This is a genomic window from Flavobacterium sp. ARAG 55.4 (genome assembly GCF_051846875.1).
Classification (GTDB): domain Bacteria; phylum Bacteroidota; class Bacteroidia; order Flavobacteriales; family Flavobacteriaceae; genus Flavobacterium; species Flavobacterium plantiphilum.
In genome coordinates, this window is record NZ_JBPYCT010000001.1 from 417,522 (window position 1) to 442,663 (window position 25,142).

General features: G+C 35.5%; 18 protein-coding genes and 1 riboswitch. Of the genes, 12 read left to right on the forward strand and 6 right to left on the reverse strand.

The annotated features are described in order from the left end of the window. Positions 1-31: 31 nt before the first annotated feature. The 8 genes from ACSV4D_RS01800 to ACSV4D_RS01835 all read left to right on the forward strand — a co-directional run bounded on the left by ACSV4D_RS01800 (position 32) and on the right by ACSV4D_RS01835 (position 11,712). Positions 32-1,183 carry a FecR family protein gene (locus ACSV4D_RS01800; protein WP_439226900.1) on the forward strand — a complete coding sequence of 384 codons (1,152 nt, stop codon included), beginning with the start codon at positions 32-34 and terminating at the stop codon, positions 1,181-1,183. A gap of 99 nt (positions 1,184-1,282) precedes the next feature. Further along, positions 1,283-4,660, forward strand: a complete 3,378-nt coding sequence (locus tag ACSV4D_RS01805; protein ID WP_439226901.1) for a SusC/RagA family TonB-linked outer membrane protein — start codon at positions 1,283-1,285, stop codon at positions 4,658-4,660. A gap of 4 nt (positions 4,661-4,664) precedes the next feature. Next, positions 4,665-6,272, forward strand: coding sequence for a RagB/SusD family nutrient uptake outer membrane protein (locus ACSV4D_RS01810; RefSeq protein WP_439226902.1), 1,608 nt, complete (start codon positions 4,665-4,667; stop codon positions 6,270-6,272). A gap of 315 nt (positions 6,273-6,587) precedes the next feature. Beyond that, the gene (locus ACSV4D_RS01815; RefSeq protein ID WP_439226903.1) at positions 6,588-7,589 is read left to right on the forward strand and encodes an alpha/beta hydrolase fold domain-containing protein; all 1,002 of its coding nucleotides are present in this window, start codon (positions 6,588-6,590) and stop codon (positions 7,587-7,589) included. A gap of 27 nt (positions 7,590-7,616) precedes the next feature. Next, positions 7,617-8,861: a glycoside hydrolase family 88/105 protein gene (locus tag ACSV4D_RS01820; RefSeq protein WP_439226904.1), complete on the forward strand. Its 1,245-nt coding sequence runs from the start codon at positions 7,617-7,619 to the stop codon at positions 8,859-8,861. A 24-nt stretch (positions 8,862-8,885) separates the two neighbouring features. Beyond that, positions 8,886-9,707: a rhamnogalacturonan acetylesterase gene (locus ACSV4D_RS01825; protein WP_439226905.1), complete on the forward strand. Its 822-nt coding sequence runs from the start codon at positions 8,886-8,888 to the stop codon at positions 9,705-9,707. A gap of 13 nt (positions 9,708-9,720) precedes the next feature. Then, a complete protein-coding gene (locus tag ACSV4D_RS01830; RefSeq protein WP_439226906.1) occupies positions 9,721-10,704 on the forward strand; it encodes a pectinesterase family protein in 984 nt (327 codons plus the stop codon). Positions 10,705-10,728: 24 nt separating this feature from the next. Continuing rightward, a complete protein-coding gene (locus tag ACSV4D_RS01835; RefSeq protein ID WP_439226907.1) occupies positions 10,729-11,712 on the forward strand; it encodes a pectinesterase family protein in 984 nt (327 codons plus the stop codon). Positions 11,713-11,809: 97 nt separating this feature from the next. Here ACSV4D_RS01835 and ACSV4D_RS01840 read toward each other — a convergent pair whose 3' ends face one another. From ACSV4D_RS01840 to ACSV4D_RS01855, 4 genes are all read right to left on the reverse strand, one after another. Then, positions 11,810-12,931 (reverse strand): PKD-like domain-containing protein, encoded by a 1,122-nt coding sequence (locus ACSV4D_RS01840; protein WP_439226908.1) that lies wholly within the window; start codon positions 12,929-12,931, stop codon positions 11,810-11,812. 17 nt (positions 12,932-12,948) lie between these two features. Further along, complete coding sequence (locus tag ACSV4D_RS01845) at positions 12,949-14,103, reverse strand: YncE family protein (RefSeq protein ID WP_439226909.1); 1,155 nt, start codon at positions 14,101-14,103, stop codon at positions 12,949-12,951. A 17-nt stretch (positions 14,104-14,120) separates the two neighbouring features. Next, positions 14,121-16,160 carry a TonB-dependent receptor plug domain-containing protein gene (locus ACSV4D_RS01850; RefSeq protein ID WP_439226910.1) on the reverse strand — a complete coding sequence of 680 codons (2,040 nt, stop codon included), beginning with the start codon at positions 16,158-16,160 and terminating at the stop codon, positions 14,121-14,123. A 95-nt stretch (positions 16,161-16,255) separates the two neighbouring features. Then, positions 16,256-16,491: riboswitch (cobalamin riboswitch) on the reverse strand. Between the two features lie 57 nt (positions 16,492-16,548). Beyond that, entirely contained in the window at positions 16,549-17,121 is a 573-nt protein-coding gene (locus ACSV4D_RS01855) for a helix-turn-helix domain-containing protein (RefSeq protein WP_439226911.1), read from the reverse strand. A 230-nt stretch (positions 17,122-17,351) separates the two neighbouring features. Here ACSV4D_RS01855 and ACSV4D_RS01860 point away from each other — a divergent pair, with 230 nt between their 5' ends. After that, positions 17,352-19,034, forward strand: coding sequence for a GH39 family glycosyl hydrolase (locus ACSV4D_RS01860; RefSeq protein WP_439226912.1), 1,683 nt, complete (start codon positions 17,352-17,354; stop codon positions 19,032-19,034). A 256-nt stretch (positions 19,035-19,290) separates the two neighbouring features. Here the strand turns inward: ACSV4D_RS01860 and ACSV4D_RS01865 are convergent, their stop codons facing one another. Together ACSV4D_RS01865 and ACSV4D_RS01870 are read right to left on the reverse strand one after the other, a co-directional pair. After that, a complete protein-coding gene (locus ACSV4D_RS01865) occupies positions 19,291-19,959 on the reverse strand; it encodes a LytR/AlgR family response regulator transcription factor (protein WP_439226913.1) in 669 nt (222 codons plus the stop codon). Beyond that, the gene (locus tag ACSV4D_RS01870; RefSeq protein WP_439226914.1) at positions 19,960-21,003 is read right to left on the reverse strand and encodes a sensor histidine kinase; all 1,044 of its coding nucleotides are present in this window, start codon (positions 21,001-21,003) and stop codon (positions 19,960-19,962) included. It lies immediately after the preceding gene. Positions 21,004-21,164: 161 nt separating this feature from the next. Between ACSV4D_RS01870 and ACSV4D_RS01875 the strand changes: the two genes are divergently transcribed. The 3 genes from ACSV4D_RS01875 to ACSV4D_RS01885 are packed head-to-tail and all read left to right on the forward strand — an operon-like array spanning position 21,165 to position 25,140. Next, positions 21,165-23,558 carry a TonB-dependent receptor gene (locus ACSV4D_RS01875; RefSeq protein WP_439226915.1) on the forward strand — a complete coding sequence of 798 codons (2,394 nt, stop codon included), beginning with the start codon at positions 21,165-21,167 and terminating at the stop codon, positions 23,556-23,558. A 14-nt stretch (positions 23,559-23,572) separates the two neighbouring features. Continuing rightward, a complete protein-coding gene (locus ACSV4D_RS01880; protein ID WP_408081127.1) occupies positions 23,573-24,784 on the forward strand; it encodes a hypothetical protein in 1,212 nt (403 codons plus the stop codon). Positions 24,785-24,804: 20 nt separating this feature from the next. Then, positions 24,805-25,140, forward strand: coding sequence for a hypothetical protein (locus tag ACSV4D_RS01885; RefSeq protein WP_439226916.1), 336 nt, complete (start codon positions 24,805-24,807; stop codon positions 25,138-25,140). Positions 25,141-25,142 lie beyond the last annotated feature (2 nt).

Below are 25,142 nucleotides of genomic sequence, written 5' to 3' on the forward strand. Positions count from 1 at the left end.
GTATTATAAGCATACAAAAAAAAGCGAACAAATGAGCTCAGGTCCCCAAAAATATTTTTCAGAATTACTTACTAAACTTCAGGAAGGTTCTATCACTAAAACGGAGTTGGAAAAACTATTACATTTCTTTTTAAACAATCAGGAAATCAAAGATTGGCCTGCTTATTTAGGCTCCAAAGAAGAAGTAGAACAAAGAATTTATGAAAAAATCCAATCAGAATTAAATTTTGATAAAAAGAAAGTAGTCCCAGTACTTCCGTTGTATAAAAAACCGCTGTTCAGATATGTGGTTGCAGCTTCCGTTATGCTGTTTATAACATTTACTGCCGTATTTGAAAATCAAACCCGGAAAACTCAGCCTGTAATAGTGGCTAATACGATAGAAACCGGAACGGATAAAGCCACTTTAACCTTAGAAGATGGTTCTACTGTAGTTTTAGAAAAAGGAAAAGTTTACAATAATAAACATGTAAACAGCACAGGAAAAGAATTGCTGTATAAAAATAATAAATCTTCTGCGGCAAAAGCTGCTTTTAATTACTTGACTATTCCGCGAGGCGGACAGTTTGCCATTACTCTTGCAGATGGTACAAAGGTTTGGTTAAATTCTGAAACCCGGCTTAAATTTCCAGTCCATTTTGAAGAGGGTAAAACCAGAAGTGTAGAATTAGTTTACGGAGAAGCCTATTTTGATGTGTCTCCAAGTACAGAACATAACGGAGCAGGTTTTACAGTTTTACAAAAAAATCAGCGAGTTCATGTGATAGGAACTGAATTCAATATAAAAGCATACAAAGACGATTCAAATATTGCGACAACATTAGTTGAAGGAAAAGTCGAAATGCAGTTTGGTTCTGTCAAGCAAAAATTAATCCCAAATCAGCGAGCGAGTCTGGATCTTGCCACCTATACAGTAAAAATTGCTAAGGTAGATGTCTACAGCGAAATATGCTGGAAAGATGGTGTTTTTAGTTTTGAAGATAAGCCACTGGATGAGATTATGAAAGTATTGTCAAGATGGTATGATATTGAAGTAGTTTTTGAAAACGAATCCATTAAAAAAGAACAATTTAACGGTGTTTTAATAAAAGACAGAAAAATTGATGAGATTTTGAAATCAATTAAAAATACAGGAATTATAAATAAATATGAATTTAAAAATAAAATTTTGATACTAAAATAAAAGAAAAGAGAGGTAATAGTTTAGATATTTTGCGGTGTCCTGACTATTTCCCTCTCCCTATATTAATTAAACCAATGTCCAATTAACTCAAACAAAATTATGAAAATTAATTCTATTAATTGTCGTTTTGTATTTCAAAAACGGCTGCTATTGATTATGATGAGAACTTTTTTAATCCTATTCTGTACCACTGTCTTTAGTTTCAACACCGGAACCACTTTCTCGCAGGAGAAAATTGCTGTTGAGCAAAACCAATTAGTATCAGTGAAAGAGGTTTTTAAAATGATACAAAAGCAAACCGATTACAGCTTTATCTATCCGAATGATTTCTTTAAAGATGCTCCAAAAGTACAATTGAAAAAAGGAACTATTGAAGTGTCCAAATTATTAAACCAAATTGTGACTTCCAGTAATTTACGTTTTGAAGTAACAGCTAATAAAAATATTATTATAAAGGAAGCTTTACCTACTCCAGAAAAACAAAATACAATTGAAAAAGTTGCTCAGGATACCAGAGTATCCGGTAAAGTAACCGATGAAAACAATCAGCCTATTCCGGGAGTAAGTATTCTTGTAAAAGGTACTCAGATCGCTACACAAACTGATTTTGATGGTAACTATGCGATAAAAGTACCATCAGCTGAAAGTGTTTTAGTGGCTTCTTTTATAGGCTATGGTACTAAAGAAATAAAAATAGGTAATCAGTCAGAGATTAATTTTCAGCTGCTGCCGGAAACCGCAAATTTAAATGAAGTAGTAGTTGTAGGATACGGTACTGTTAAAAAGAGTGATATAACAGGTTCGGTCGTTTCAATTGGAAATAAAGAACTTAATAGTGTAGGTTCTACAAGTCCGGTACAAGCCTTACAGGCACATGCGGCAGGAGTAAATATTTCACAAAAAACAGGTTCTGTAGGTGCAGGATTTGATATTACGATTCGTGGAATTAACTCTTTTGCAGGGCAACAACCTCTTTTTGTTGTAGATGGTATTATTACAGAGAGTATTGATTTTTTAAATCCACAAGATATTCAACAGATAGATATACTTAAAGATGCTTCTTCTACCGCTATTTACGGTTCTCGGGGGTCTAATGGAGTAGTTATAGTAACGACTAAATCAGGTGAAGGTTTAAAGAATAGAAAGCCATCCATTATTTATTCAGGTTATGTAGGGATAAGAAAGGTTGTTAATATGCCTGATTTTTTAAACGGTTATGACGAAAGCGTTTTATGGCAAAGAGACAGACAGGTAGCTAGAGATTTAGTTCAGGGAACTCCAATTGTGAATTCGCCAACTTATGGTTTTCCAACTGTTCTTAATCCTGATGGGAGTGATTATTGGGCTGAAAATCTTGCAAGTAGAAACGGAACCAATTGGTTGGATTCTTTTTTGAAAACAAGTACACAACAAAATCATTTTATTTCGGCTAATGGAGGTACTGATAATATCAGTTATGTAGTGGGATTTGGTTATCAGGGAGATGATGGAAATGCTGTTGGACAATCATTTAAAAAATATAATTTTAAGGCGAGTGTAGACGCTAAGGTTAATGATAAGTTTTCTATTGGAACCAATATCAATTTGGCATTTTCTCAGCAGGAATTAGTGTCCAGACAAGGTTATACATTACAATTATTCAGAATGCCTACTTTTGCTCCTGCTTTTAGTGCCGATGGAAGTGTGATACAGTCTCCAATGAATGGAATATCAAGTAATGTAAGTCCTTACACTTTTGCCGATGGTAAGTCCGGATGGAATGTAGAGCAGTTCAATATTATTTCTAATTTTTATTTAAAATTTAATCCGGTAAAAAGTTTAACTTTTAAATCTACTTTTTCCCCAAATGCGAGGATGCAAAGAGATGGCGAGTATAAGGATAGATTTGCAACCAGATCAATTTCAATTGCCAGATTTTGGACCAATAACAGACTTTCATATGTTTGGGACAATCAGGTGAATTATACAAAACAATTTGGAGATCACAATATATCCTATGATTTTGTTCAATCTGCCACTTTTGACAGAACTGAAAGATCTTTTTCTTATGGTAGGGATGTTCCTTTTAATTCTTCATTTTATAATGTTCAAAGTGCACCACAACGTGATGCTGAGACCGGATTTACTAAAAGTACTATACTTTCCTATACTAATCGTGTGAATTATTCCTATAAAGATAAATACTTATTAACCGGTACTATTAGATGGGATGGTGCTTCAAGACTTGCTGAAGGTAATAAATGGTCTTCTTTTCCTTCGGCTGCTGCTGCCTGGAAAATAAGTGAAGAATCATTTTTACAGAATGTGTCTGAAATTGATAACTTGAAACTGCGTTTAAGTTATGGTTATACAGGTGGTTATGGGCCTATTGGGGCTTATGCTACTCAGTCATCATTAAATAAACAAAAATATTATGACTGGGATGGTACTACTGCAAATGGATTTGTTCCAAGTGAATTAGCAAATACTAATTTAACGTGGGAACGCACAAGAGAATGGAATTTTGGAACTGATTTTGGTTTTTTTAATAATAGAATCTCCGGAGAAATTAATCTTTATGACAGACTTTCAAAGGGAACTATTTTAAATAGAAAACTGGCAGTACCAACTGGTTGGGCATCAATGTTTGATAATGTAGCTTCTATCAGTAATAAAGGGGTGGAAGTTCAACTGAAAACAGTCAATATTGATACCGGTGATTTTAAATGGGAAACCAATTTTATTTTTTCTAAAAATGATAATAAAATTGTTGATTTATATGGAGAAAAGCAAGATGATGTACCTAACAGATGGTTTATAGGGCAACCAGTAGATGTTGTTTACGGGATGGTATTTGATGGTGTTTGGCAAAAAGATGAATTGGCGCCAGCTGACCAACAGGCAATGGAAGGAACTGCAAAAGTAAAAGATTTAAATGGAGACGGAGTAATTGATATTGACAACGATATGAAAGTGCTGGGTTCTCCTAATCCGGATTGGATAGGAACATTTTCGACTACTTTTACGTATAAAAATTGGGATCTTTCAGCTACCGTATTTACTAAACAGGGAGTGTATGTATTGAGTCCGTTTCATGAGGAATTCACTGATTTTAATAGTAAGGTAATTTTAGATGTACCTTATTATGTGAGAGAAAATCCTATAACACCTGCCAGAGCTTCCAATACTTATCCTCAAGCATCATTCTCAGGTCAGTACTGGGGTGAAGATGCAGAAGAATACGGCTATCCCGGATTTAATAAAGACGCTTCTTTTGTACGTATTCAAAATATTACTTTAGGGTATAATTTTAGTCCGACGATTTTATCAAAAGTAGGATTGTCATCCATGCGATTGTATATTAATGCATTAAATCCTTTCACGTTTACTAAATATGACGGATTTGATCCGGAATGGGCTGGTGCATCAATGGATGGTGTTGATGCTTCAAATACCGGTTATGCTATTTATCAATTAGGTGTTAATATTAAATTTTAAGATTATGAAGAGTATAAAATCAAAGATATATGCAATTTTTTTAGGATTATTAATGGTAAGTTGTTCCGGATACTTAGATGAAGAAAACTTAGGAAATACAACTGCTGAAAATTTTTATAGTACAAAAGATGGTTATGAAGGCTTAGTTAATGCAACTTATGCAACTTTACGTGATGTTTATGAACCCACTCCTTATATCTTTTGTGCCGGTACCGATTTGTTTTTTGCGGCCCATCCTGAAGTTCCGTTAGGATTAGCATCTTATCAAACCCTGACTCCCGGAGAGGCTAATGTAGAAAAGTTGTTTAGAAGTTTGTATCAAAGCATACAAATAGCCAATCTTGCATTGTATTATGCTGATAAGGCTGAGGATTTTCCTGAACTACAAAGCAGAATAGCAGAAGTTAAAGCAATTAGAGCTTATTATTATTTTATGCTCGTTCAGCAATTTGGTGATGTTTCAATTGTTGAGAATTTGGTAAACCAGCCCATAACCCATTTTGAAAGAGATTCAGCAAGCGATGTTTATCAGTTTATTATTAATCAAATGACAGAAGCTATTGTAGATTTACCACCTACCCAGTCTAATTTTGGAAGGGTTACAAAGCGTGCTGCTCAGCATATTTTAGCCAAGGTTTATTTAACAAGAGGTTATGAATCATATGGTGAAGGAGTGGCCGATTTTACGAAGGCAGCTACACTTGCAGATGAGGCCATAAACGGACAAGGACTTAATTTGGCTTTTGGAGATTTATTCAAATATAAAAATGACAAAAACGAAGAAATTTTATGGTCTGTACAATATAATAAATCTAATTCAGGGGAAGTTTCTCATAATTGGGATTATCCATGGGGACCTTTGGTACAAGGAGCTAATGATGGAGTAATTAAGAAGAATACTTTACATCCTACGGAATATTTGTTTACACTATTTGATGATAATGACACAAGATTTGAAGGTACTTTTTTAAACATTAAAACGGCTCCATACACAGGCTATATTTTGAATCCAACAACAACACCAGTGGAGTATTATTATCCAAGAACAGCAGCTCAAATTGCGGATGTGCCTAATTGGAGAGCTGCCGATCCGGTTAACAGGACAAATACAATTATTTCTCCTATGGATCCACATTGGTGGGATGGTTTGAATCAAATAGATTATCCGGCATTGAAAAAATTTGATAGAGTTCAAACAGCTGTGCCTTCAGTTCAATATACTCATGATATTTATTTAGCCAGATTAGGCGAGACTTATTTAATTGCAGCCGAAGCCTATTTGCAATCTAATAATCCGGGAAATGCAATTGCCCGGGTAAATACAGTTAGGCAAAGAGCTGGTGCTTCAGTTGTTGGAAATGTAGATGTTGATTTTATTTTAGATGAAAGAGCTCGTGAATTAGCAGGTGAGGGATTTAGATGGCTTGATTTAAAAAGAACAGGAAAATTAATAGATTACACTAAGGTGAGAAATCCCGATATCAAAGGGCTTTTTGATGGAGGAACAAATCCGTTTTTAGGTATTGACGGACAATTGAAAATATTACGCCCTATTCCCCTGGCTGTTATATCGCTAGATAATGGTGAATATCCACAGAATCCAGGGTATTAATTTGTTTTTTGGTTAGTGTGTTTGGTGTCGAAGGCAGGTCGTAAGATCTGCCTTTGACTTTTTGTGTATAATTATTTTTAGCAGTTACTTCTGAATATTTTCAATATTTATGATAATAAATAATTTTACTTGTATTTTAGAGGCTTAATTTAAGTGCTATAGATAATTTGTTTGCTCTCTTGCATTTATTCTGAAGTTCATGAATTTGAAGGGGCACCACATTCATTTTGTTTGTATGATCCGTGGTTTAATCCCACTATTCAATATACAGACGCTTTTTTGACTAAAGTTTTTAATAATTAAAATAATACTATAATGAAACAGTTTTTTCGAAATATCCTTTTAGGAACTCTTTTCGTTTCCTTTTATACAAATGCGCAACAGAAACCAATTCAGATTCCAAAAGACACTACTTTCACCGTAAAAAACGAGTATAAAAAATACCTGAAAAAATTTCCGCAGATAAAACCCGCTAAAGATTCTTTGCCGGAAAATATAAAAGAAAACAGAAATATAATCTATACGACCTTAAAAAACACTCCTTTCGGAGACCGGGATTTACATCTTGATGTTTTTACGCCAAAGAAAAAAGGGAAATATCCCGCATTAATTATGGTTCATGGCGGAGGGTGGAGAGCAGGAGATAAAATATTACAAGTACCCTTGGCTCAGAAATTAGCAGCTAAAGGAATTGTAACCATCTGTGTAGAATACCAATTGTTGCAGGAAGCCAAATATCCCGCAGCGGTTTTTAATATAAAATCGGCAGTGCGATGGACTCGTGCCAATGCGGATAAATACGGAATCGATCCTGATAAAATAGCGATTTCGGGTTGCTCGGCGGGTGGACAGTTGGCTTTGCTGACCGGATTGACAAACGGAGTGGAAAAAATGGAAGGGAATCAGGGAAATTCAGGTTTTTCAAGTGATATACAGGCTATCATAGATTTGGATGGGGTGGTCGATTTTATGGCACCACTGTCTCTTAATTTGAACAGAACACCAGAATCGGCTGATGTACAATGGCTAGGAGGTTCTTTTTATGAAAAACCGGAAATTTGGAAAGAAGCTTCACCTATTTTCTGGGCCAATGAAAAATCCTGTCCCATTTTGTTTGTCAATAGTGGTTTTCCAAGATTTCATGCCGGACAGGATGAATTAGTGGGGATGATGAAAGATTGGGGAATATATACCGAAGTTCATAAATTTGATATCCAATTGCATACATTTTGGCTGTTTGAACCCTGGATTGATTCAACGGCTAATTATATCAATGATTTTTTATTTAAAGTTTTTGATAAGCAGTCGAAAAAATAAAATAATAACATTTAAAAATAGAATATGATGGCGCTAATTAAAAGTCCTAAAATTGCTTTTGTTTCCTTAATGACCATTGGTTTATCTCTGGTAGCTTGTAAAAACGGATTTAATAATTCCACTAACAAAAAATCAGCTGAAAAAATTGTTCCTGAAAACCTGAAATGGTCAGAAAGAATGGTGCTTTCAGAAATGCATCGTTTTCCTGAGGCAACAAAGTTAGATTTTGCTTCAGTACCAAGATGGGGTTATACTAATGGATTAGTTTTAGGTGCTTGTGCTCAGGTATATGAAAAAACTAAAAATCAAAAGGTGTATGATTACATCTATGCTTACGCTGATGCGATGATTGATAAATCGGGTGACATAAAAACATACAATTTAGAAGATCATAATCTGGATATGATAAAATCAGGAGATGTGTTGCTTTATTTGTATCCAAAAACAAAAGAAGAACGTTTTTTTAAAGCGATGACAACTTTAAATAAGCAAATGGAATCTCAGCCTAAAACGTCTGATGGTGGCTATTGGCATAAAAAGATTTATCCGTTCCAAATGTGGCTGGATGGTTTATATATGGCAGAACCATTTCATGCCCGTTATGCAAAAGAATATGAAAAAGATGCTGCTAAAGCTATAAAGATTTACGATGATGTGGTGCATCAGTTTGATTTAATTCAAAAACACAGCCGTGATCCCAAAACAGGATTATTATATCATGGTTGGGATGAGAGCAAAGAACAGCGTTGGGCAAATAAAGAAACAGGAACATCCCAGCATTTCTGGTCAAGAGGAATGGGATGGTACGGAATGGCTTTAGTAGAAGTTTTGGATTTTTTACCTAAAAATCATCAGGGACGAGAAAGACTGATTGAATATTTAAATCAATATGTTGAGGCTGTGGTTAAGGTTCAGGATTCATCAGGTTTATGGTGGCAGGTTTTAGATCAGGGCAGCCGAGAAGGAAATTACTTGGAAGCTACCGGTAGTGCGATGTTTACATACACTATAGCTAAAGGAGCTCATAAAGGATATATATCCAATAAATATTTAAAAAATGCCAATAAAGGATTTGATGGCCTTATAAATAATTTAGTTAGTGTTGAGGAAAATGGAGTAGTAAACTTGAACAAATGTTGCGCTGTGGCCGGTTTAGGTGGAAATCCATACAGAGATGGGTCTTACGAATATTACATTGGCGAAAAAATCAGATCTAATGATCCAAAAGGGACAGGTGCTTTTATTCTGGCGAGTTTGGAACTGAATAAATAACTATCAAATTAACCAACTAAAATCATGAAAATTTTAAAAGAACTTTGCCTGATTCTAATAGTATTTTTAATCATGGCATTTAATAGTATTGGAGAAAACGATTCGAAACAAAAAACGATTGTTTACTTAATCGGCGATTCCACTATGGCAGATTATGCTAATAATTATGAGCCTGGTAAAGATTATATGAAAACCAGATATCCTGTTACGGGTTGGGGACAGGTTTTTCAACGATACCTGGTAAAAGACAGTTTACAGAAAGTGAATCAACTTATTAAAACCGATAGTGCTTTTGTAGATGACAGAGCAAGAGGCGGACGCAGTACGCGAACCTTTTTTCAGGAGGGAAGATGGCGTGCCGTATATGAAAATCTTAAAAAAGATGATCTGGTTCTGATGCAATTTGGACATAATGATGCCGCTGAAACCATGACTGAAAGATATGTGCCAATAGAAGGCTACAAAGAATTTTTAAGATTGTTTGTTAACCAAACCAGATCTAAAGGAGCTGTACCCATTATCTTAACGCCGGTAGCCAGAAATTATCCATGGGCAGATGGGAAATTGCAAAATGTGCATGGACTGTACGATCAGGCGGCAAAAGATGTGGCGAAAGAATTAAATGTGATGCTAATTGATTTAAATAGAAAATCAATGGACTTTTTTACCCAAAAAGGAGAAACTTTTTCAGCTGAAAATTATTTTATGAATTTACCAGCCGGAAAATTTGAAGCCTACCCGGAAGGTCAAAAAGACAACACTCATTTTCAAACTAAGGGAGCAATAGAAGTCGCCCGACTTGTTTTTGAAGGAATGAAAGAATTAAATGCTGCAATTAAAAAATAAAAATATCTTTTACATGAAAAATACAATCAGACTAGCTTTTATGATGGTTTTGTTATTTGCAACGCAATTATTTACTGCGCAAACGGCAAATTCAAAAAAAGACAAATATGATTTTGTGGTTGCAAAAGATGGAAGTGGTAATTTTAAAACGATTCAGGAAGTTATTGATGCTGTTCCTTTTTTGAAAACAACCGAAACAAAAATTTTGATTAAAAATGGTACCTATAAAGAGAAACTGGAAATCCCGGAAAACAAGAATAAGATCACTTTTATAGGAGAAGATAAGGATAGCGTTATTATTACTTATGATGATTTTGCATCCAAAAAAAATAGTGCGGGAGAAAATATAGGAACATCAGGATCGTCTAGTTTTATTGTTACAGCAAATGATTTTAAAGCTAAAAATATTACTTTCGAGAATGCAGCAGGACCAGTGGGTCAGGCCGTAGCGGTTAGAGTTGACGGAGATAGAATCATTTTTGATAACTGTAAATTTATGGGGTTTCAGGATACCTTGTATCCGCGAAGTACCACTAGCAGACAGTATTATAAAAATTGTTACATAGAGGGAACAACTGACTTCATTTTTGGGGCTTCCACTGCAGTTTTTGATCAGTGTGAGATTTTTGCAAAGCCGGGAGGGGCTTATGTCACTGCGGCAAGTACTCCCGAAAATCGTGAATATGGTTTTGTATTTTTGAATTGTAAACTGACTACAAATTCAGAAAATGACAGCTATTATTTAGGTCGTCCCTGGAGAAATTTTGCCAAAACAGTGTTTGTTAAATGCGAAATGGCCGGACATATCAAACCGGAAGGCTGGCATAACTGGAATAAACCGGAGGCTGAAAATACTACTTTTTACGCGGAGTATTTGTCAACAGGTCCGGGAGGCAACACTGCTTCACGTGTGAGCTGGTCTCATTTGCTGACAGCAGAACAATTTGCAAATGACTATACTATTCAAACCATATTTAAGGATTGGAATCCAAATTAAATTTTAATATCAGAAAATAGTTTTATGAAAAAAACAGCTCTTGTACTCCTGTTGTGTTTCTTTAGTAGTGCTTCTTATGTGATGGCGCAAACATCGAATCCCGAGAAATACAAATATAATTTTGTTGTTGCTAAAGACGGAAGCGGTGATTATAAATACATTCAGGATGCTATCAATGCGATGCGGGTTTTTCCTTTGGCACCGATAACTTTGTATATTAAAAACGGTACTTATAATGAAAAAGTAGAACTACAGGCCATTAATACTGATGTAACTTTTATTGGGGAAAGCGTAGATAAAACCATCATGAGTTTTAACGATTATTCCGGCAGGGGAAAAATGGGAACTTTTGATTCGTATACCGTAAAAATTAGCGGAAACCGGTTCAAAGCAGAGAATATTACTTTCGAAAATGCTGCAGGAAGAGTAGGTCAGGCGGTTGCTTTGTTTGTTGATGCCGATAAAGCGGTTTTTAAAAATTGTAAGTTTCTGGGAAATCAGGATACTATTTACAACGGAGGAGAATATGCCAGACAGTTTTTTACAGATTGTTATATTGAGGGAACTACCGATTTTATTTTTGGACCTGCAACGGCTGTTTTTAAAAATTGCGTGATTCACTGTAAGTCTAATTCCTATATTACGGCTCCCAACACACCTAAAGACAAGGATTTTGGGTTTGTTTTTTTAGACTGTAAAGTTACTTTAGCTGATGAAGTAACCAAAATGCATCTGGGGCGTCCGTGGAGAGCCTGGGGGAAATCAGTATTTATAAATTGTGAATTACCCAATCGTATAGCTGCCGAAGGATGGGATAACTGGGGGAATCCTGAGAATGAAAAAACGGCTTATTTTGCCGAATACGAAAATAAAGGCGAAGGTTTTAAACCAAAGCAGAGAGCTCCGTGGACACATCAGTTAACTAAATCGGAAGCAGCAAAATACACACTGAAGAATATTTTAGGAAACAACTCTCAATCAACTGAAAAGGAATGGTATGATTTGTAATTTTCTGAATTTTATATTTTAAACTAAAAACAGCCGCAGGAAATTATTCTTGCGGCTGTTTTTCTGGCTAATAAAATGATAATAAACTACAGCACTACTAATTTACAAGATTCAAATCTGTAAAACCGGATACTTCGGTAGAAACTTCTCCCAGCCATCCGCCTTCAGCACGGTTGGAAGTGTACACTTTCACAAAATCGATTCCCTGTAATTTCACCGCTTTACCATCTTTATCTACAGCCCAGTCGATGTTAATTTGTGCTTTTTCATTAGTGTTTGCCCAGTTGTCGCTATAACCCCATTCATAAGGAAGATTAGACCAACTATTGCCGCTACCTGCAATATTAGATTTTAGGAAAGTACCTTTAAAAGTGATGCTTTCTCCTTTCCACAGTGGGTAATAAGCCTGCTTGTTAAAAGAGTTTTTAGAGATATAACCTGTTTGTCCCTGGTTATCCGTCCATCTAATATAGTTAGGTTCACTTGCATTTGCAGGTTCAGCTTCCGGTTTGTAATACGTCATTTCATAATTTTTTATGGTCGTTTCCTTATTGTATTCAGAACCTGCAATTTCATACCATTCGTCATCGGCTTTTCCATTTCCATTGGCATCATAAGAAACCATAATAGTTCCCGGTTCTGCCCAAGTAGTAAGTGCATTTCCATTTACAATGAAATCATTTCCTTCTTTATTGATTACAGTATGGTCAAAACCAAATGTAACATAACCGCCAAAACCACCAAGACTAACCATGTTTCCTGCTTTCAGCGCAGTTTGCGCTTTTACCCGCATAGATTCACTGGTGTCATCTTCTGTGGCTGCCGGAATCTTATTGACAGATTGTCCCGGTGCAGGGAAAAATTCAAAAACCTGAGTGATTTTATTCAAATACGTTTTTTCGTTAACAGTTACTGTAAAGGTTTTAGTGTTTTCGCCACCATCATTTTTTGCTTTTAATTCAAGACTATGTGTTCCTGCTTCTGCAAAAACATAGTTTAAATTAGCTGTTGCAGCTATTTCTTCTCCGTCTAATGACCATATAAATGTAGCGTTATTGGTGTTTTTAATTTCGGGCTGAATGCGAAGCCATTGCATTTTGTCTAAAGTAAAACCATTTTCAGGTTCCTGAATTTGGATTTCAGGAGAACTTATTTCGTCATCAGAACATCCCGTTAGTGATAAGATTGCTAAAGAAAGAGCAAATAGATTTTTTTTCATTTTTTTCATTGTAAAGGTTATTGTTTTATTGTTGTTTTGAATTTAAAAGCAATATGTGCAGGAATGTCTCCGGTAGTAACTGTGAATTTGGTATTACCTTCTTTATCTATGCAGTAGAGTTTTCCGGGAGAAACATAATCTCCGGCATCAGTGATATACACATTTAGTGAAACAGGATCTACAGCAATTCCATATGGCGTTTTAATTGCATCTCTGATAGTTTTAGGCAGGAATGATTCGTTAAGCAGGGTTTCCGTTTTTATATCGATTACAGAATAATTAATAATGTAGTCGAAAGTGGTATAACTGAATTCAGACCCAATGACATACGCTTTATTTCCAGCAATAGATAGATTGGAACAGGCAATATCAAATACTTTTTTAATCTGATCTGTTTTAGTATCGATAACATATAATTGAGAAGGAGTTTCATAATAATCGCCACGGGAACTTACATATAAATCACCATCTTCATCGGCTTTAAGACGGTGTAAATTGATAGCAACATCAATATCTTTTGTTTTAGTAAAACTGTTTAGGTCAATTACTGAGATTGTTCTTTCATAATTCGGAGGACTGTATCCACCTGAATTGGCTACATAAAGTTTGTTATTTACTACAGCCATTTCTTCGGGTTGGCGTCCCACTTTTACCGTTCTGGTAATGCTTAGTGATGTGGTGTCAATCTCGGCAACAAATCCATTAGGTGAATTATCACCCAATTGGGCTTCACCATCATAGGCACTGGCATAGGCTTTTCCATTGTAAAATGTGATATAGCGACAGTTTTTTACATCAATCACTTTTATACGTTTGGTAGTTTTGACATCCATAACTTCTATTTTGTTTGAGTTATTGATTACGGCATATACTTTTGAACCATAGACACCTATATCATTTCCTACGTCACCTAAACCTAAAGTAGCTTCCGGGTTAGCTTGTGAATAAATGTTTCGTCTGTAATTACCTGTTTCGTAGTCATAATAATCTAATGAAGCTTTGTTCATGCTCATATTTCCTTCGTTAAGAAGATAAAATCCTTCAACAGAAGTAAGTGTTTCAGGAGGTAATGCTATGTTGTCTTCCGGGATAATGGCATCATCTGTTTGGCATCCTTGAAAAAGAAGTACCAACAAAGTGAATAGATAATAAAAATTGAGATTTTTTTTCATTTGCAATAGGAATTTATTTAAAAATTTAGAGACAGATTCAGTCGGTAGTTTCTTCCGGGCATGGGGAAATTGAGTACTACGTCATAATATTGATTGAAAAAATTGTTGACTTCTACACCCATTTTTACAGGAAGATGCGCTAGTTTACCATTCCAAATTACAGCCATGTCACTGGTGTACCAAGGTTGCACGTAGTTTACAGCGATATTTGCTTTTTGGCTATAGCGCTCGCCTGTGTACATGAAACTATAATTTATTTGCCAGTTTTTCCAATTAATAGCAGCCGTTAAAGTGCCGCTGTTTATAGTAGTATAGGGAATTTGATTTTTGTAGGTACTGCTGTTTGGGGTAATATCAATTGCTCTTTGCCAGGTGTAACTCAAGCCTAAGTCTAAAAAGACTTGTGACGGAAGTTTGAATACAAAATTGCTGTTTATTTCTGCTCCCCTTATATCCACTTCTCCCAGATTAACCATCGTCCATCTAAAAAGATTAGTAGATGGAATGGCGATAATTTTATCTTTTACTCTGTTATAATAGACATCTGCCTGAAAGGAAGCTGATTGTAAAAACTTCTTAGGCTCAATAATGTAAGTACTTCCAAAATCATATTGTGTGGTGAATTCCGGTTTTAATGAGCTGTTACCAATGAATGTATAGTACAAATCATTAAAAGTAGGCAATCGAAAAGATTCTTTATAAAAAGCTCTAATTCGGAAATTTTTGTTATTTGAAGGTTGGAAAGAAGCCGATAAAACGGGACAAAAAATTCTTTGGCTGTCTCCTTGCTGAAAATATTTCACCTGTTCGTCAACATAAGTTCCCAGAAGATTGACTTGAATGTCCAGTCGATTCCAGTTCATTTCGCTGGATAATGCACCTAAATACGAATAACGGGCAGGATAGGGGAAACGGTATAAATTAGCATCCAGGGTATTTATCGAAAAATCTGCAGCCAAAGAAGTTTTCCACCAGGAATTAATGGTGTAAAGTGTGGCAACAGAAGTATAAAATTCATTCTGATAATACTTATTATCTAATGCGCCTTCCAGTGTTTTATAATCCGGATCCCTGTAGCGGCTGTAATCTTTGCTGTATTTCAGATTGACAAGCAATTCGAATTTCTTATCAAATGAACTCTGAATCGTTCCATGAACAAAAAAATTCCGGTCCCATTGTCGCTGAAAATGCTCATAATTATTGGCCACTATAGCACCGGGCAATCCACGTTCCGAATTATAAAAATAGGCTTTTAGCGAACCTTTGATGGATGGGTTCAATTGAGTATGTAATGTCAATTCACCTCTAAAAGCTTCGATATCTCCATTTTGACGAACCGCTGTGGTATCGTAGCCATTCTTTTTTTGGTAGCGGTATTTGTATTTACCATCGGCTTTTGTCCAATCAGTGCTGGCAGTTAGAGCAAATTTTTCGGATAATTTTTGTTGGTAGAGTAACGAAGGGTTAAAAAGTCCAAAAGAACCTGTCTTTAAATTAGTTCGGATTTTGATGTTTTTACCGTCACTAAATTCAGGTGTTTTAGTTCGTAAATAAAGCGTGTTGGAAGCAAAAAATCCCCGTGCCGGCTGAAAAATAGTTGACTTTTGTCCGTTGTATAATTCAATGGCTTCAATGTTGTCCAAAGAATATTTACCCAAATCAACCTGACCATTTTGTGCATTGCTGATGCTCATACCGTCATAGAAAACTGCGGTATGTGCACTTCCCAGACTTCGTACATTGATGGTTTTGAGTCCGCCAATTCCACCATAGTCTTTTAGTTGAACTCCTGAAAAATAACGAATCGCATCAGCAACCGATAAACTGTTGAGTTTTTCCAGTTGCTTGCCTGATAAAATTTGTACAGGCATTGGCGATGCTACTTTAAATTCCCGCTTGCCTGAAGGCACAATCACCTCACTCAGATGTTGTGTTTTTAAAGAGTCCTTTTCTTTTAGGACTACAGTCAGTTTAGCCTGCGCGTATAGAGAACTTGTGAATAAAATCCATACGAGCAAGACAAACCCACCATATAATCTAAGCTTACATAGAGGCATATAAATCTATTTTACTAAAAAATAGTAGTTTCGGAAAAATTGTAAATCAAATGCTACTTTGATTATTTGTGTTGAAAGCTCTGGTCCGCGAAAGCTTCAGTTGATATGCAGTGGCAGGTCTCCTGACTTGTTCCCATTTTGATCCGCCTTCCCATCTCGTTGGAACGAGACAGTGGCAAAAAGTTTGATTTTCAGAAAAATTCATTTTCGTGAAATCTGTCAAAATGTTGCATGGAACTTACAGTAACGGGCTTGTTCAGGATTTACACCTGATTCCCTCTTAGTTGACGCTGTCGAAAAACAGAGCCAAACCATTGCGGGTGCAAAAGTAGTTAAACTTTTTGGGGTTAAAGAGTTCTTTTAAAAAAAAAGCAGAAGTTTAGTTTTGTCAAACAAAAATATCAATATAACTAACCTCATCGGTTATGGGGATAATTCCGTGTTTTTGTAAGGCGTTAAAGTATAGACTGTCTCCTGTTTTCAGGATGTATTCGGTATCGCCAACCTGCATTTTCATTTCGCCTTCGACCACAAACACAAACTCTTCGCCATCGTGTGATAACTGGTGCGGAATCACTTCGCCTTTTCTTGCAACAAACAAAAACGGCTGCATCTTTTTTTGGTGGTATTCTGATGCATAGGGAAATATCATATAGCCTTTTTCGGTTTTAACCAGTTTTTCAACAGCTTCTTTACGGCTGGTAACAATGGCTTTATTCCAGCCATGCTGTTCCAGTAAGCCCGATATAGTAGTGCCTAGAACAGAAGCAATTTTTACCAGGGTCGCTACTGATGGTATGGTTTTGTTGTTTTCTATTTTAGAAATCATGCTTTTAGACAAGTCGCAGCTGTCTGCCACTTCTTGCAAAGTGCGTTTTTGATTGATACGCAACAGGCGAATTCTTTCGCCTACTTCAAGATTGTTTTCTGTTTTGCTTTTAGTTTGTGCTTTGTTTTCCAAAATGCCAGTATTCAAATAGTTTGTCTAAACTCATTTTTGTCACAAATAAAGAACAATTAAATTTTACAATTGTCCAAGCTAATTATTTTTTGTGCCAAAATAAATTCGAAAATAAAGATACTGATTATAATGCTGTTCTGATAATTTTTTATCAACTTTGTTGAATAAAAGTAAACCTATTGTAAAAAAATATAAACTTTACGGTAATTCCGTAAGCAATAAACCAACCTATGTATCAACCACTAAAACGTTGTCTGGCTGTTATTTTGACCGTATATACAGCAGCAGCACTACACGCTCAAAATCCTGAAATCAAAGTAGATCTTACTAAAGAAATTGGACCTATGAAACCCGTATGGGCATGGTTTGGCTATGATGAGCCTAATTATACTTATATGAAAGACGGAAAAAAACTCCTTACTGAAATTGCAGAACTAAGTCCTGTGCCGGTATATGTGCGAACACATAGTTTACTGGTAAGTGGTGATGGTATTGCAGCGCTGAAATGGGGTTCAACAAATGCGTATACAGAAGACGCTGATGGAAATCCGGTTTATAACTGGAGAATTGTAGACAGTATTTTTGATACTTATGTTTCACGCGGCATGAAACCGCTGGCGCAAATTGGGTTTATGCCCGAAGCACTTTCGACACATCCGGCTCCTTACCGTCATTACTGGAAACCCGGTGATCCTTATACAGATATTATTACGGGTTGGGCTTATCCACCAAAAGATTATGACAAATGGCGTAATCTGGTTTACGAATGGGTAAAACATTCTGTGGAACGTTACGGTCAGAAAGAAGTAGAAAGCTGGTATTGGGAAGTTTGGAATGAACCTAATGGACATTACTGGAAAGGAACCCGCGAAGAATTCTATAAATTATATGATTATGCCGCTGATGGTTTAAAAAGAGCCTTGCCTACAGCAAAAATAGGAGGAATCAATATTGCAGGAACACGAAGCAAAGGCGCTCAGGAATGGACTAATGATTTTATAAAACATTGTATCAGCGGAACTAATTATGCCACAGGAAAAATAGGTTCGCCTATGGATGCGATACTTTTTCATGCTAAAGGTTCGCCTAAATTAGTGGATGGAGCAGTAAGAATGAATATGGCTCCACAACTGAATGATATTCAAACCGGATTTAATATGGCGATGTCCTATCCTGAAACTAAAGACCTACCTCTAATAATAGGCGAGTCTGATCCTGAAGGATGTGCGGCTTGTGGTATGGCTACCAATCCGGAAAATGCGTATCGAAACGGAACCATGTATTCCAGTTATACCGCTGCAAGTTTTGCCAGAAAGTATTTATTGGCAGATAAAACAAAAGCTAATTTTCTGGGAGCGGTATCCTGGTCGTTTGAGTTTGAAAATCAGCCTTGGTTTTATGGTTACAGAGATTTAGCTACTAATGGAGTGGATAAACCTGTTTTGAATGTTTTCAGAATGTTCGGTATGATGACTGGTACAAGATTAGAAGCTGAAAGTAACCGTATGTATTCTCTGGAAGAAGTAGTTCAATCCAGTGTTCGTGGAGAGCAATCAGATATTGGAGTTTTGGCAACTAAAGATACAAAATCAGCAGCGGTGATGGTTTGGAACTACCATGACGATGACAAACCGGGAGCTACTGAAACGGCAAATGTAACAATTGAAAATATCCCTGTAAAAAAGGCTCAGCTTACAGTTTATATGATTGATAAGGAAAACAGCAATTCGTATGAAGTCTGGAAAAAAATGGGTTCACCTCAGAATCCTACACAACAACAAATAGATACATTAGAAGAATCAGGGAAATTAAAGAGTATTTCGACTCAGAAAATAAAAATAACTTCGGGAAAAACGATGGTGCCTGTACAGTTGGAACGTCAGGCGGTAGCTTTGGTGAAATTAGATTGGTAAACTACTGCTAAAAAAAAAAGATAAAGGCTTCAGGGAAATCTGGAGCTTTTTTTTGGAAAATTATTTAAAAGGCTTGTTAGTGTTCCTTAATTTTGGTGCATAAAAACAGCCTCATATTACTGTGAAGATTTTTTTAGTACCGGGAACTGGACTCGAACCACCAGAAGATTTCGTTGTGATGAAGTAAAAATATATGCTAAATAATTAATTTAATCAAAGAGCAATAGGTTTCAAACTTAAATAAAAAATAATATAATTATTCAATATATTTTTTAACAAAATATTTTTTGTAAGCCCTGCCAATTGGCAGTATTGTATCGTTAAGGATAAAAAGCTTATTGCCAGAAATCTTTTGTGAATAATTTATGTTTACAATAAAGGATTTATGAATTTGACAGAAATCTTCATTTAATTTGTCCAACCATTGCTTCAGGGAGTCTGAGGACAAATGCATTTTATCTAAAGCATATACCTCAGTATAATCACCATCCGATTTAATATAAATAATATCTTGCTGTTTAATTTTTATCAAATCATATCCGGACTTTATAAATAATGGCTCGTTATCATTTTCAAATGTTGAATAAACTTTTGAAACTGCTTGAAGAAAACGCTCGTAGGAAAACGGTTTTAATAAGTAGTCCTTAACATTGTATTCGTAGCTTTCCAAAGCATAATCAGAATAAGCAGTTGTAAGAATCACTGCAGGGCAATTTTCATAGGTTCTTAAAAAAGACATTCCGGAAATTTTTGGTAAATGGATATCCAAAAATATAATATCTACATGTTCGGTCTCCAAAAATATTTTAGCTTGCAGCACATCTGTAAATTTGTTTTTTAATAGTAAATCAGGAGTTTCAGCAATATATTTTTGTAAAATACGCTGTGCAGGTGGCTGGTCTTCAATTATAATACAAGTTAACATTTATATAGGTTTTAATTGCATGGTTAATTTAACTTCGTACATGTTGTCTATACTTGATATAAAAAGTTTATGGGTCTTGGGATATAACAAAGCCAATCTTTTTTTTACATTTTCCAGACCGATTCCTTTTGCGGGATTATAGGTGGTTTCTATAGGAAAAAAACTGTTTTTACATATAAATGTCAATAAGCCGTCTTCTTTTATACTTAAATGTATAGCGATAACAATATTCTCGGATTGGGTATTAGTACAGTGCTTAAAAGCATTTTCTATAAAAACCATTAATATTAAAGGGGCAATTTTAAAATTGAAATTTGTTATATTCTCTGTAAATTGAACATTTCCATGATGTTCTATGCGTAGCTCATTTAAAGTTGTGTAATTTTTTAATTGCTCGATTTCTTTTGAAAGCAATACAATATTTTCCTTGCAATCATATAGCATATAGCGCAATACAGAGGAAAGTTCCAGAATAATGGAAGGTGTTTTTGGAGAGTTTTCTATGGCGTAAGAGTATAGGTTGTTTAAATTGTTAAATAGAAAATGGGGGTTGATTTGGGACTTTAAAAATTGCAGTTCATTTTCTTTTACCAGGCTTTTGAGCTTTTCTATTTCAGTTTGTTTTTTATTAAAATCCCATGCAAATTTAAAGGAAATCATAACGATTATAATAGGTAAGGTTTCTATTAGAGTAAACAAAACGCCAGGGAAATAGGTGCCTCTGGTTTCTGGAAAATAAATTTTTTCTAATATGTATTCATCAATCAGGATAACAATTGTAATCAATATTGTGATCGAAACTAAAAACTGAAAATTTTTATTCTTATAAAATAAATGAGGTAAAAATACATAGTTGATTAATTGTGCTGCAATTAGATAATTAGAATAGAAAGCAAGTTTATAAGGTTCAGCTAAAGCCAAAAGGGATACATGCTCTGTTCCTTCCTGTTGAAAGGAGAAAAACAAAAATAGTACGATGCTGGTAGTAAACTGAAAAATGATTTCAGAATAATGTTTTCTGATGAAAGATGATAACTTTTGCATGGTTAATAATATGCTTTATCGCTAATTTGATGCTAATTGGTTTTGATTTGTTTAAACTGTGTCGTTGACAGGACTAGTCATGTCGTTTACCGATTCCTCTTTTTTTTAAAAAACAATTATACGAATTTTGTTATTTATATTTAGCCTAAATAAAAGAAAAGTTGATAAACAAGTATATTGCCACAGTATTTATATGTATTGCATTCATCACCAATACATCGGCACAAAAAATTAAGGGAAGAGTAACAGATAATAAACAGCAATCCATTTTTGGAATAACTATTTTGCTTAAAGGGACTAATACAGTAACTTCCACCGATTCTGAAGGTTTTTATTCATTGAGTAATATTGCTCCGGGTACATACAACATTGTTTTTTCTGGAATTGGTTACACTACCAAGACTCAAAGTATCAACTTAGCTCATGGTAAGGAACTAATTTTGAATGTAGATTTAGAGGAGAGTGTGGCTATTATGGATGAAGTGGTGGTGAAGGGAAGGACACAAGAGGAGAAAATAGAAGAAAAAGGGTTTAACGTTGATGTTATCCAAACCCAGAAACTAAAATCCCAAAGTCTGGATTTAAACAAGGTGTTGGACAGAAGCCCTGGTATACGGGTTAGGAAAACTGGTGGAATGGGTTCGGAATATGAATATTCCGTAGACGGTATGTCCGGAAATGCTATTCGCTTCTTTATTGATGGTATTCCTATGGACTATTTTGGTTCTTCCTATTCTATCAATAACCTACCTATCGCTCTTATAGACCGGGTTGATATTTACAAAGGTGTAGTACCGGTAGAATTGGGATCGGACGCACTAGGAGGCGCCATCAATCTTGTTACCAATAAAAATGTTTCAAATTTTGCATCAGCGTCTTATTCTTTCGGTTCTTTTAACACGCATCAAGCTGCCTTACATGGGCAATGGAGAGCCAAATCAGGATTTACGACAAGACTCTCAACATTCTATACTTATTCAGATAATAACTATAAAGTTTGGGGGGACGGTGTTTTTTATGGTGAAGAAAACACAGCAAGGACGATTTACTTTACAAAAGATAATCCGGCTGAACGATTTAACGATGATTTTAGAACAGCTACAGCTAAGATGGATATAGGTTTCGTCCAAAAAAAATGGGCCGACCAATTTTTTATTACTATGCTTGTTTCCGACCAAAAAAAAGGGGTTCAGACAGGTCAAACCATGGGTCACGTTTATGGTGAATTGCGTAATAATGAGCGAGTGCTGATGCCAAGTGTAGTCTATCAAAAAAAGGATTTAATTACGGAAGGTTTAGATGTTAATGTGTTTGCGGGCTATTCGGATATTAAAGCGACTACCATCGATACAACAACAAACCGATACGATTGGCGTGGAAAAATAATAGGTTACAATCCATCTGGTGGTGAAATAGGACGTGGGGGCAGCAAGTCTTTGTATACCTTGAAGGATAAGTCTGTTGTTTCCAGAGCCAATATTTCCTATGAATTGCCATCAAATTTTAAGATTGGTTTTAATTTCCTGTATTCTAGTACAGAACGTACAGGTGACGACCCTTTTGCCGAAGATTACGAAATTCCATTTCTTATGCCCCAAAAAATTGCATCTCATTTTGCAGGCATAAGCCTTGAAACCGTAAAATTTGACGATAAGTTGCATGCCAATGTTTTCCTAAAACGATTTGGTTTTGATTCTTCAATTAATGAATTAGTTTACACCACTGAGGATGAAACCATAGTTCATAAAAATAATGTGGCCAACTGGGGTGGAGGTTTTGCAGCCTCCTATGTGATTAGCTCCAAATTTTTGATAAAATCTTCTGTAGAACAGGCCACGAGATTGCCAAATGCTACGGAGGCTCTTGGTAATGGAGTAACCATAACAAGTAATCCGTTTATTAGGCCAGAGCAAAGCTTTAATGTTAATATTGGAACCGTTTTAGGAAAGTATAAAATTGGATCCCACCAGGGCGTAAAGGTAGCATTGAATGCGTTTTACAGAAATGTAACAGATATACTTCAGCTTAATGTTCAAGGGGGACAGGAAATTGGTGCTTTTGAGAATATTAGAAAGATAGCAGGAGTGGGTGCAGAAATGGATATTGTTTATGATTTAAACCAAAAATTCAAAATGAACCTTAACGGTACTTATTTAAACTATAAAAACAACCAGAAAACAGACGAAAACGGAAGAGATAATATCCTCTACGGTGATCGTTTAAGAAATACACCATATATTATGGCAAATGCGGGCATCGAGTATAATGTTCCCAATTTTATACAAAGGAACAGTGCTCTTTTTGCATACGTTCAATCGGGCTATGTTCACGAATTTTTCCTGGGATGGCCTAGTCTTGGGAGTGCAGCAAATAAAAATGTTGTCCCTTCTCAATTAACATTCGACGCAGGTGTAGGATACACTTTTCCATCCAGGAATCTTGTTTTGGCTTTGGATGTTTCAAACATATTCAACGAACAGGTGTACGACAATTTTTTGTTACAAAAGCCAGGGCGCGCAATTTTTCTGAAAATTAATTATCAAATAACCCAATAATCAAATTTAAAATCATGAAAAAATTAAATCAATTTAAATTATTTACCATAAGCGCAATGCTGTTTACAGGATTAAGCATAGTGTCCTGTTCTAACGATGATAATGATAATACACCTCCGAATCCTGAATATGCAAAATATACTGTAGGTGCCAGTATTGATGAGGAAGGATACTATACACTTGCAGATGATTTGATGTCTGGAAATATTTCTATACTTGGTAATGGATCTGAAGGCTGGGCAAACCTTTCTGTAACTGTAGATGGTTTTTTATACATCCTTAATAACACTGAAGGATTAACGGAGAAATATGAATTAACACCTAGCGGACCTGTATTTGTGGCTTCAATTGATAACTCCGTTTTAACGGCTGGTGCTTTTTTCCGTTACATACAAGTCGTTAATGATGAGGAAATATTATTATTAAATAACGCTGGAGATAGTGGTGTGCCTTATGCTATTATAGATCTTGATACATTTGGAGCAAGCAGTTTTGGATATATTACCATGCCTGTAATAGATGGTTTAGAAAATGTATGGTCTAATGCGGTAGTACAAGGTAATAACATTTACTTCGGTTCGTTATATAGTGATCCGGACTGGACTCAGGCAATCGAATCTTTAGTAACAGTAAGGTTAGATTACCCATCTATGACGAATCCTGAAATTTTACAATCTAACGCATCAGCAGGATCTACAGCCGGTTATCGTACCAATGGATCGTTTGTAACTGAAAATGGAGATATCTACCAGTATAACATCACTAGTGAGTTATGGAATGGAGGAGTAGCAGATAAACCATCTGTGTTTGTAAGAATTAAGAATGGAGACTACGATGATTACGTATTTGATATTTCTGCTAAATATAACGAACCTATTTCTATATGGAATGCCTGGTATGCAGGAAACGGTATTGCTTATGCTAATATTGTACGTAATTCAGCTGTACCCACTTGGGGCGATTTGTTGCAAAATACAGGTACGATAGCAGAAATAAACCTGAAAAATAAAACTGTAACAGAATTAAACTTACCTAAAGCTTCGTTTAGAGATATTTTTACTTTAGACTGTGTAGAGGATAATAAGTTTTATATTCCAGTTAGTGTTACAGGAGGTGAGGCTCATATATACGAGATCAACATTGGTGGTGGTGCTACAGGATTTACCAAAGGTGCAAAATTGGATGGTAGCAATGTGTATGTGAATGCATTGTTCAGAAATTTCTAATCAATAAGAATTAAAACTTCATGTATACTTTAGCATTATGCCTTTCGTTAATATCCATCTTCTGTCTGTTAACCTTGTCAGATCGGGTAGAGGTGGATAAAAAAGGTCTAATGCTTTTTCTGAAAACCAAAAAAACACTGAGCCTGCTTTTAGCAGGTTTGGCTTTTTTGTTTAGTACTTTGATTTTTATTACGAAGGTTGGCTCAGGTGTTGGTATTTTTACCAGTTTGTCATTGTGGATGGTTTTGGGGTGTTTGGTCATCCTTTTTACACCTTTTAATGTTATTCGGCAGCTATATCTTATCGTGGGAGCTTTACTGCTATTTAGTATAGAGTTTTTAATGCAGTTTTTTTAACC